The 6,361-nt window shown below is 72.9% G+C and carries 8 protein-coding genes; 4 read left to right on the forward strand and 4 right to left on the reverse strand.

Annotated elements, in window-relative coordinates; all coding sequences use genetic code 11:
• On the reverse strand, nucleotides 1-1,178 hold a 1,178-nt coding region (locus CCN33_RS19715; protein WP_086694903.1), incomplete at its 3' end, for an SDR family oxidoreductase.
• 195 nt (nucleotides 1,179-1,373) lie between these two features.
• On the opposite strand from CCN33_RS19715, the gene CCN33_RS32130 reads away from it, so the two are divergent.
• Nucleotides 1,374-1,541 (forward strand): hypothetical protein, encoded by a 168-nt coding sequence (locus CCN33_RS32130; RefSeq protein ID WP_165425585.1) that lies wholly within the window; start codon nucleotides 1,374-1,376, stop codon nucleotides 1,539-1,541.
• Here the strand turns inward: CCN33_RS32130 and CCN33_RS19725 are convergent.
• Complete coding sequence (locus CCN33_RS19725; RefSeq protein ID WP_086694905.1) at nucleotides 1,538-2,569, reverse strand: acyl-CoA dehydrogenase family protein; 1,032 nt, start codon at nucleotides 2,567-2,569, stop codon at nucleotides 1,538-1,540. The two genes, CCN33_RS32130 and CCN33_RS19725, sit on opposite strands and share 4 nt — an antisense overlap.
• Nucleotides 2,570-2,622: 53 nt before the next feature.
• Between CCN33_RS19725 and CCN33_RS19730 the strand changes: the two genes are divergently transcribed.
• From CCN33_RS19730 to CCN33_RS19740, 3 genes are all read left to right on the forward strand, one after another.
• On the forward strand, nucleotides 2,623-3,531 hold the full coding sequence (locus tag CCN33_RS19730) for an aldo/keto reductase (protein ID WP_086694906.1): 909 nt from the start codon (nucleotides 2,623-2,625) through the stop codon (nucleotides 3,529-3,531).
• Nucleotides 3,532-3,627: 96 nt separating this feature from the next.
• Complete coding sequence (locus CCN33_RS19735) at nucleotides 3,628-4,023, forward strand: VOC family protein (RefSeq protein ID WP_086694907.1); 396 nt, start codon at nucleotides 3,628-3,630, stop codon at nucleotides 4,021-4,023.
• Between the two features lie 35 nt (nucleotides 4,024-4,058).
• On the forward strand, nucleotides 4,059-5,129 hold the full coding sequence (locus tag CCN33_RS19740; RefSeq protein WP_086694908.1) for an adenosine deaminase: 1,071 nt from the start codon (nucleotides 4,059-4,061) through the stop codon (nucleotides 5,127-5,129).
• On the opposite strand, the gene CCN33_RS19745 is transcribed toward CCN33_RS19740, so the two are convergent.
• Both CCN33_RS19745 and CCN33_RS19750 read right to left on the reverse strand, forming a co-directional pair.
• Complete coding sequence (locus CCN33_RS19745; protein WP_140394599.1) at nucleotides 5,111-5,626, reverse strand: mycothiol transferase; 516 nt, start codon at nucleotides 5,624-5,626, stop codon at nucleotides 5,111-5,113. The two genes, CCN33_RS19740 and CCN33_RS19745, sit on opposite strands and share 19 nt — an antisense overlap.
• A gap of 45 nt (nucleotides 5,627-5,671) precedes the next feature.
• On the reverse strand, nucleotides 5,672-6,361 hold a 690-nt coding region (locus CCN33_RS19750; RefSeq protein ID WP_086694910.1), incomplete at its 5' end, for a LysR substrate-binding domain-containing protein.

Raw genomic sequence — 6,361 nt, forward strand, 5'->3', positions numbered from 1 at the left:
CCCATCGCCCGGTCCATCCAGCCGCGCAGGAACCAGGCGAGCGGGAAGGAGTACCAGCCGTTGTCCCCGCCGACCCCCTCGATCACCCGCCACAACTGGTCCAGCGGCGCGTCCACCACCGTCTCGCGCTCGTCGGTGTAGAGGCTGCCGCCCGCCCAGTCCGGGTCGGTCGGCAGCGGATCGCTCGCCGCGCCCGGCACCGACGCCGACGACCAGCGGGTGGCCACCTTCGCCTCCCGTACCCGGCGCAGCGCCAGCCGGACCGCCTCGTCGAAGGTGTACGGATGCCCGGGCGGCTCCGGCAGATACCGCCGGATGTCGTGCTCGCGGCACACCACCTCGTACCGCAGCGACTCCGTCAGCGGGCGGGCGATCGAAGCGGGCACGGGAGTCACCAGCCCCACCCAGTGGCTGGACAGACCCGGCGTCAGCATCGGCACGGACAGGATCAGCCGGTGCGGCAGACGGGCGAGCTGGGCGTACCTCAGCATCATCTCCCGGTACGTCAGTATGTCCGGGCCGCCGATGTCGAAGGTCCGGTTCACGTCCTCCGGCAGCAGCGCGGAGCCCACCAGCAGCCGCAGCACGTCCTTCACACCGATCGGCTGGATACGGGTGTGCACCCAGCTCGGCGTCACCATCACAGGCAGCCGCTCGGTGAGGTAGCGCAGCATCTCGAAGGAGGCCGAGCCGGAGCCGATGATCACCGCCGCGCGCAGGACGGCCGTCGGCACCCCGGACTCCAGCAGGATGTGCCCGACCTCGGCCCGCGAGCGCAGATGCGGGGACAGCTCCCGCTCCGGCACCCCGGCCGGGGTCAGCCCGCCGAGGTACACGATCCGCCGCACCCCGGCAGCCTTCGCCTGTTCGCCGAAGTACCGGGCCGCGCGCCGGTCGGTCTCCTCGAAGTCGTCCCCGCTGGTGAGCGCGTGCACCAGGTAGTACGCGACGTCGACGTCCCGCATCGCCTCGGCCAGCGAGTCGGGGTCCGTCACATCCCCCCGCACCACCTCCACGTCACCGGCCCACGGGTGATCCCGCAGCTTGCCCGGGGTACGGGCCAGACAGCGCACCCGGTGTCCGGCGGCGAGCAGCTCCGGCACGAGCCTGCCTCCGATGTAGCCGGTCGCCCCGGTCACCAGGCAGCGCAGCCCGCCCTCGGGCTCGTCGTCGTTCATCGTCTCCGGCTCCTCGGCATCGGTGTGCGCCCGTGGTCCGCCACGGCCTCTCAGTGATCCCTTCCCGCCCGGCGCCACCCGTGGATGCGGTAGGGCCGAACGGCGTACAGCGGCATGTCCGTGCGATGGCCGGGCAGCCGATGAGGTACAGGTTCCGTGTCCCGTCCGAACCTTCCGCCGGAGGTGTCCGCCGCCATGAATTCGACAGTGCTGGAGCGTTTCCCCGCAGGCTCACCGCGCGGCTCCTGGCCCGCCGAGGAGTACGCCGCCGCCCGCCGGGCCGAGGGTGAACCCGCGACGGTGGTCATGGACCTCAAGTCGGACGCCTTCCTGGTCGTGGTGGAGGGCCGCACGGACGACTAGGGCTCGAGCGCCTTCAGGTGAGCCTTCCGGGTCTCCGCCGTCTGACCCTGGATCAGCAGGAACATCCCCTCGCGGGCGAGGCGCTGCGCCTTGGACGTGAGGGACATCGAGCGTCCGCCCCCCGCCACGACCGCTGCCGTGGTGGCGGTGTTCAGCGCCGCGTACGCCTCCGCCCGTACCGCCAGGCGTTCCGCCACCCGCTCCAGCGGCGCCGGGTGGTCGGCCAGGGCGTACGCCCGGGTGCGGACGTCCGTCACATGGCTCCGTAGCGGGGCTGCCGTCTTCTCGTCGAGCAGTGACAGGGCCGCCGAGGCGATGCCGAAGACCGCCGGGTTGGTGTTCAGGGTCTTCGCCCGGTCGGTGGGCGCCCACTCGGCGTACGGGATGCGCAGGGCCACCGCGTCATCGGGGACGCGCAGGCCGTCCAGCTCCAGCGAGACCGTGTGCGCGGCGGTCAGGGCGGCCAGCCGCAGGGGTGCGGAGGGACGCAGGCCCGGTTGGTCACGGGCGTCCACGAACGCGAACACCGCCTCGTCGTCCTGCGTCAGGCCGGCCAGGAGGAGCACGTCGTTCAGTCCCCAGCCGGTGTACCAGGGGACCGTGCCGTCGAAGCGCCAGCCCGTGCCGTCGTGGCGGGCCCGTACGGGTGCTCCGGGGTGGGCGCGCAGTTGCGCGTACGCCACGCCGGACAACAGCTCACCCCGGGCCAGCGGGCCCAACAGGCGCTCGCGGGCGGCCCGTTCGCCGCGCGCGAGGACCTGGACCGGGGTGTGGTGCTGCGACTGGACGAACCAGGTGGGACCGCACGCGCCCGCCAGGATCTCCGAGACCTCCCGCACCACGGCGGGCGGCGCCGCCGAGCCGCCGTACTCGGCCGGTGCCGTCAGGCCCAGCAGCCCGGACCGCTTCACCGCCTCGATGTGGCTCGCCGGCACGCCCTCCTGGTCGACCTGCTCCGCCTCGGGCTCCAGCAGCTCGGCGGCGAGCAGACGGGCGCGGGCGACGAGCGGGTGATCGGTGATCGTCATGCGTCCCTTCCTACCCCGGCCACACCGCCCGGCATCCGTGGCACACTCCGCCGATGACCAATGAAACGATCACCGCGGCAGCCTCCGGCACCGTCGCCCTCGGCGACCTCACCGTCCACCGCGTAGGCCTAGGCGCCATGCGGCTGACCGGCAACGCCGCCTTCCACCTGGGTACCCCCAGTGACCGGGCCCGCTCGCTGGCCGTCCTGCGCCGGGCCTTGGAACTCGGGGTGAACCACATCGACACCGCCGCCTTCTACTTCTCCTCCCTGCGTTCCGCCAACGAACTCATCAACACCGCCCTCGCCCCCTACGCCGACGACCTGGTCATCGCCACCAAGGTCGGCCCCTTCCGTGAGCAGGACGGCTCCTGGGGCACGGCCGCCCGCCCCGACCAGCTGCGCGGCCACGTGGAGGAGAACCTCCGCCAGCTCGGCCGCGACCACCTCGACCTGGTGTACCTGCGCCGGATGCGGCAGGACTCGGTCGCCGAACACTTCGGCGCCCTCGCGGAGCTGAGGGAGGAGGGCCTGATCCGGCACCTGGGCGTCTCGGCGGTCGAACCCCGCCACCTCGACGAGGCGCTGGCCATCGCACCGGTGGTCGCCGTGCAGAACCGGTACGGGCTCGACACCCCCGGCCCCGAGGGGAAGGAACTGCTCAAGCTGTGCGGGGAGCGCGGCATCGCCTTCGTCCCGTACTACTCCGTTGCCGGGGAGACCGGCGAACGGGGCATGCACGAGCGGGTCGCGGCCGACGCGGACGCCGCGGTCGCGGAGATCGCACAGGCGCACGGCGTCAGCCCCACCCAGGTCCGGATCGCCTGGACCCTCCACCAGGGCCCGCACGTCCTGGCCATCCCCGGCACCGGCGACCCCGCCCATCTGACGGAGAACACCGCGGCGGGCGCCCTGAAGCTCAGCGACGGCGAACTGGGCCGCCTGAACGCCTTCCACCAGTAGCGGAGCACCCCGCCGAGCCCCTCTCAGGAGGAGACTGGCGCCCCGGTAGTTTTACGTATAACCTCTCCCGCTAACCACCCCCACCGGAAGGCTCCGATGCGCCGCGTTGCCCTGGTCACCCTCGTCGTGGACGACTACGACGACGCCATCCGCTTCTACACCGAAGCACTCGGATTCCGGCTGGCCGAGGACGAGGCCCGCCCGGACGGCTCCCGGTGGGTCGTGGTGGAGCCCGGAACGGAGGAGGGCGGTGGCACCGGCCTGCTCCTCGCCCGAGCGAAGGACGACGGCCAGCGCGCCCGCGTCGGCGACCAGACCGGCGGCCGGGTCGGCTTCTTCCTGCACACCGACGACTTCGCCCGCGACCACGCCCGCATGACCGCCCACGGGGTGACCTTCCTGGAGGACCCCCGCCACGAGCCGTACGGCACGGTCGCCGTCTTCCAGGACCTCTACGGCAACCGCTGGGACCTGCTCCAGCCCGCCGCCTGAATCCCCATCCGCACGATCCGCCGAGGAAGCACGCCATGACCGCGCCCCGCATCGACACCGAGACCCTCCGCCGGCTCCCCAAGGCGGTCCTGCACGACCACCTCGACGGCGGCCTGCGCCCCACCACCGTCATCGAACTCGCGGCCGCGGTCGGCCACACCCTGCCCACCACCGACCCCGACGAACTGGCCGCCTGGTACGTCGAGGCCGCGGGCTCCGGCGACCTGGTCCGCTACATAGGCACCTTCGAGCACACCCTCGCCGTGATGCAGACCCGCGAGGGCCTGCTGCGCGTGGCCGAGGAGTACGTGCTCGACCTCGCCGCCGACGGCGTGGTCTACGCCGAGGTGCGCTACGCCCCCGAGCTGAACACCCGCGCCGGGCTGAGCCTGGCCGAGGTCGTGGAGACCGTGCAGGAGGGCCTCGCGGCGGGCATGGCGAAGGCGGCGGCCGCCGGGACGCCGGTACGCGTCGGCACCCTGCTGTGCGGCATGCGGATGTTCGACCGGGTCGGCGAGGCCGCCCAACTGGCCGTCACCTACCGCGACGCCGGGGTCGTCGGCTTCGACATCGCCGGCGCCGAGGACGGCTTCCCGCCCGCCGACCACCTGGCCGCCTTCGAGCACCTGCGCGCCGAGAGCGTGCCGTTCACCATCCACGCGGGCGAGGCGTACGGCCTGCCCAGCATCCATCAGGCCGTCCAGGTGTGCGGCGCCCAGCGCCTCGGGCACGGCGTCCGCATCACCGAGGACATCGTGGACGGCAAGCTCGGCCGCCTGGCGGGCTGGGTCCGCGACCGCCGGATCGCCCTGGAGATGTGCCCCACGTCCAACCTCCAGACCGGCTGCGCCACCTCCATCGCCGAGCACCCCATCACCGCGCTGAAGGACCTCGGCTTCCGGGTCACCCTCAACACCGACAACCGCCTGGTCTCCGGCACCACCATGACCCGCGAGATGGCGCTGCTGGTCGAGGAGGCGGGCTGGACGGCGAAGGACCTGCGCACGGTCACCGTGAACGCGGTCAAGAGCGCCTTCATCCCGTTCGACGAGCGCAAGGCGCTCATCGAGGACGTCATCCTGCCGGGTTACGCCGCAGCGCTCTGAAGCAGCCCCTTGACGTAGGCGGCCTGTCCGACGTGCTGGAGGTCGTCGGACAGGACGCTCACCAGGCGTACGCCCAGCGTGACCGGGGGCTCCCAGCGCTCGTCCACCACCCGCTCCAGGTCCTTGGCGGCCAGCGTCCGCAGCACGCCGAGGGTCTGGTCGTGCACCGCGTCGTAGTACCCGGCCAGCAGCACCGTGGAGGGGACCCGCACCTTCGCGGCCTGCTCGGGGGTGTGGCCGTAGCCGGTGTCGTGGTGCGGCAGTTCCAGGTCGAAGCGGTCGGCCCAGTCCCGCGCCAACCACACCTGCTCCAGCCCGAAGGCGTCGGCGATGTGGTCGTCCTGCACCCGGCTCAGGTGCCACAGCAGCCAGGCGATGGAGTTCGCGCCGGGCGCGGGGGAGCGGTCCAGGTCGTCCGCGCCGAGTCCGTCGAGCACGGTGTGGACTTCTTCCCGGATACGGTCGTAGCCCTCGATGAGGATCTCCTTCGCGTGCATGTTCCCACCCTCGCGCATCCCCGCCCCCGGCGCGAGAGCGTGGGGTCACCCGGCTTCGCCGGGTTCCGCCCGGGGCGTGCCGAGCAGGGTGATCAGGGCGCGGGCGGCCGGGCTGGTGGCGCGCTCCGGGGGCAGCAGGGCCACCGTCTCGTAGGCGGCCTCGTCGACGCCTTTCAGGGGGAGCGCGGTGAGCGAGGTCCGCTTGTGCCGGAAGTGCCGAGGGACGACCGCGATGCCGAGGTTCTCGTCCACCAGGTCCAGCAGGCTGTGCACGTCGTTGACCTCCAGGGCGACCGTGCGGCGCACCCCGGCCGCGGCGAACGCGGCGTCGGTGGCCCGGCGCGGCCCCCAGTCCGGGTGGAAGTCCACGAACACCTCACCGGCCAGTGCGGCGGGGTCCGGCACCGCGCCCAGTTCGGCGAGCCGGTGCTCCGGGTGGCACAGCACGGTCATCGGCTCGCTGGTCAGCGGCACCGAGCGCAACTGGTCGCCGTCGGCCGGGACGCGGTAGGCGAAGGCCAGGTCGAGCCGGCCCGCCGACACCCCCTCCGCCAGCGCGCCCGAACCGCTCTGCCGCAGCCGGATCTCCACGTCCGGGTGCTCCCGCCGGAAGGCGGCCAGCAGCCCCGCCACATGCACCCCGGCGATGCACTGCTCGGCGCCCAGCGCCAGCGTGCCGCGCAGCACCCCCTGCACCGCGGCCACCGCCTCGTGCGCCGAGCGCACCTGCGCGAG

The organism is Streptomyces recifensis (genome assembly GCF_002154615.1).
Lineage (GTDB): Bacteria > Actinomycetota > Actinomycetes > Streptomycetales > Streptomycetaceae > Streptomyces > Streptomyces griseoluteus.

What these genes read in the sequence shown, in the direction of transcription:
- CCN33_RS19740 (WP_086694908.1), top strand. Translation starts at nt 4,059, where the DNA reads ATGACCGCGCCCCGCATCGACACCGAGACCCTCCGCCGGCTCCCCAAG.
- CCN33_RS32130 (WP_165425585.1), top strand. Translation starts at nt 1,374, where the DNA reads ATGAATTCGACAGTGCTGGAGCGTTTCCCCGCAGGCTCACCGCGCGGC.
- CCN33_RS19735 (WP_086694907.1), top strand. Translation starts at nt 3,628, where the DNA reads ATGCGCCGCGTTGCCCTGGTCACCCTCGTCGTGGACGACTACGACGAC.
- CCN33_RS19725 (WP_086694905.1), bottom strand. Translation starts at nt 2,569, where the DNA reads ATGACGATCACCGATCACCCGCTCGTCGCCCGCGCCCGTCTGCTCGCC.
- CCN33_RS19730 (WP_086694906.1), top strand. Translation starts at nt 2,623, where the DNA reads ATGACCAATGAAACGATCACCGCGGCAGCCTCCGGCACCGTCGCCCTC.
- CCN33_RS19745 (WP_140394599.1), bottom strand. Translation starts at nt 5,626, where the DNA reads ATGCACGCGAAGGAGATCCTCATCGAGGGCTACGACCGTATCCGGGAA.